The 2,750-nt window shown below is 56.0% G+C and carries 2 tRNA genes and 2 rRNA genes; all 4 read right to left on the reverse strand.

Annotated features, from left to right (window positions below):
• Positions 1 to 1,810, reverse strand: a 23S ribosomal RNA gene (locus VBE63_RS26910); the annotation flags it as partial.
• A gap of 199 nt (positions 1,811 to 2,009) precedes the next feature.
• Positions 2,010 to 2,085: transfer RNA gene (locus tag VBE63_RS26915), tRNA-Ala, on the reverse strand.
• Positions 2,086 to 2,092: 7 nt separating this feature from the next.
• A tRNA-Ile gene (locus VBE63_RS26920) sits at positions 2,093 to 2,169 on the reverse strand.
• An 81-nt stretch (positions 2,170 to 2,250) separates the two neighbouring features.
• Positions 2,251 to 2,750: ribosomal RNA gene (locus VBE63_RS26925) — 16S ribosomal RNA — on the reverse strand; the annotation flags it as partial.

The following is a 2,750-nucleotide window of genomic DNA, read 5'->3' on the forward strand; positions in this document are numbered from 1 at the left end:
GCTTTCGCGTTTGCAGAGTGCTGTGTTTTTAGTAAACAGTCGCAGCGGCCTGGTCACTGCAACCCCTCTCCGCTCGGCCCGCAAGGGGCTTCACGTAATAGGGGCGTACCTTCTCCCGAAGTTACGGTACCATTTTGCCTAGTTCCTTCACCAGAGTTCTCTCAAGCGCCTTGGGATTCTCACCCTGCCCACCTGTGTCGGTTTCGGGTACGGTCACCCATGACCTGAAGCTTAGAGGCTTTTCCTGGAAGCAGGGCATCAACCACTTCACTCCCGTGGGAGCTCGTCATCACGCCTCAGCATGGCCACCCCGGATTTGCCTAGGATGACTGCCTACACGCTTAAACCGGCAACCAACAGCCGGCTGGCCTAGCCTTCTTCGTCCCCCCATCGCAGTCATGCGTGGTGCAGGAATATTAACCTGCTTCCCATCGACTACGCCTTTCGGCCTCGTCTTAGGGGCCGACTCACCCTGCGCCGATTAGCGTTGCGCAGGAAACCTTGGGCTTTCGGCGAGGGGGCCTCTCACCCCCTTTATCGTTACTCATGTCAGCATTCGCACTTCCGATACCTCCAGCATGCTTGACAACACACCTTCGCAGGCCTACGGAACGCTCCCCTACCATGCGAGCAAGCTCGCATCCGCAGCTTCGGTACATGGCTTAAGCCCCGTTACATCTTCCGCGCAGGACGACTCGACCAGTGAGCTATTACGCTTTCTTTAAAGGATGGCTGCTTCTAAGCCAACCTCCTGGCTGTCTGGGCCTTCCCACATCGTTTCCCACTGAGCCATGATTTGGGGACCTTAGCTGGCGGTCTGGGTTGTTACCCTCTTGACGACGGACGTTAGCACCCGCCGTCTGTCTCCCGTGATTGCACTTCCTGGTATTCGGAGTTTGCATCGGTTTGGTAAGCCGGGATGGCCCCCTAGCCGAAACAGTGCTCTACCCCCAGGAGTGAGACACGAGGCGCTACCTAAATAGCTTTCGGGGAGAACCAGCTATCTCCGGGCTTGATTAGCCTTTCACTCCGACCCACAGCTCATCCGAATCTTTTTCAACAGATCCCGGTTCGGGCCTCCAGCGCGTGTTACCGCACCTTCACCCTGGCCATGGGTAGATCGCCCGGTTTCGGGTCTACTCCCAGCGACTGATTGTTCCGAAGAACGGCGCCCATTTAAGACTCGCTTTCGCTACGCCTACCCTAGTCGGTTAAGCTTGCCACTGAGATGTAAGTCGCTGACCCATTATACAAAAGGTACGCAGTCACCCCCGAGGGGGCTCCCACTGCTTGTACGCACACGGTTTCAGGTTCTATTTCACTCCCCTAAAGGGGGTTCTTTTCGCCTTTCCCTCACGGTACTGGTTCACTATCGGTCGGTAGGGAGTATTTAGCCTTGGAGGATGGTCCCCCCATGTTCAGACAGGATATCACGTGTCCCGCCTTACTCGATTTCACGTTGAAAAAGCTTTCGTGTACGGGGCTATCACCCTGTATCGCCGGACTTTCCAGACCGTTCCACTAGCTTGATCAACGCTTAAGGGCTAATCCCCGTTCGCTCGCCGCTACTAAGGGAATCTCGGTTGATTTCTGTTCCTCTGGGTACTTAGATGTTTCAGTTCCCCAGGTTCGCCTCTGACACCTATGGATTCAGTGCCAGATACCTGCCTTTAGACAGGTGGGTTTCCCCATTCGGACATCCCCGGATCAAAGCTTGTTTGCCAGCTCCCCGAGGCTTTTCGCAGGCTACCACGTCCTTCATCGCCTCCTACCGCCAAGGCATCCACCGTGTGCGCTTATTCACTTGACCATATAACCCCAAACACTTTGGGATGATGGTCTGCTGACATTCACACGCGTTCGCTAGACTTGCGTCTAACGTTTGCGCCTTCCGCGATCTCACCGTATTATTAAAGAACTTGTACTTTGCCGATGCAAAGTGCTCAACACACAGCATTCTGTGCGCTGAGCACTGGACAGGGGCAACGTCTGTGCATCCGACCTTGAGTTGGTGGAGCCAGGGAGGATCGAACTCCCGACCTCCTGCGTGCAAGGCAGGCGCTCTCCCAGCTGAGCTATGGCCCCAGTGTCGTGGTGGGTCTGGCTGGAGTTGAACCAGCGACCTCACCCTTATCAGGGGTGCGCTCTAACCAACTGAGCTACAGACCCGAGCCTGTTGCGGGTCCGTAGACCCTGTTACGTCAAGTCAGCTTGTGAGGATGCTCCGAGGTGTCGGCGCGAGTCACTTTTTAAGGAGGTGATCCAGCCGCAGGTTCCCCTACGGCTACCTTGTTACGACTTCACCCCAGTCATTAACCACACCGTGGTAAACGCCCTCCCGAAGGTTAAGCTATCTACTTCTGGTGCAGCCAACTCCCATGGTGTGACGGGCGGTGTGTACAAGGCCCGGGAACGTATTCACCGCGACATGCTGATTCGCGATTACTAGCGATTCCGACTTCATGCAGTCGAGTTGCAGACTGCAATCCGGACTACGATCGGCTTTCTGGGATTAGCTCCACCTCGCGGCTTCGCGACCCTCTGTACCGACCATTGTAGCACGTGTGTAGCCCAGCCCATAAGGGCCATGATGACTTGACGTCATCCCCACCTTCCTCCGGTTTATCACCGGCAGTCTCCTTAGAGTTCCCGGCCGAACCGCTGGCAACTAAGGACAAGGGTTGCGCTCGTTACGGGACTTAACCCAACATCTCACGACACGAGCTGACGACAGCCATGCAGCACCTGTC

The sequence above is a fragment of the Lamprobacter sp. genome, assembly GCF_034860625.1.
GTDB lineage: Bacteria > Pseudomonadota > Gammaproteobacteria > Chromatiales > Chromatiaceae > Lamprobacter.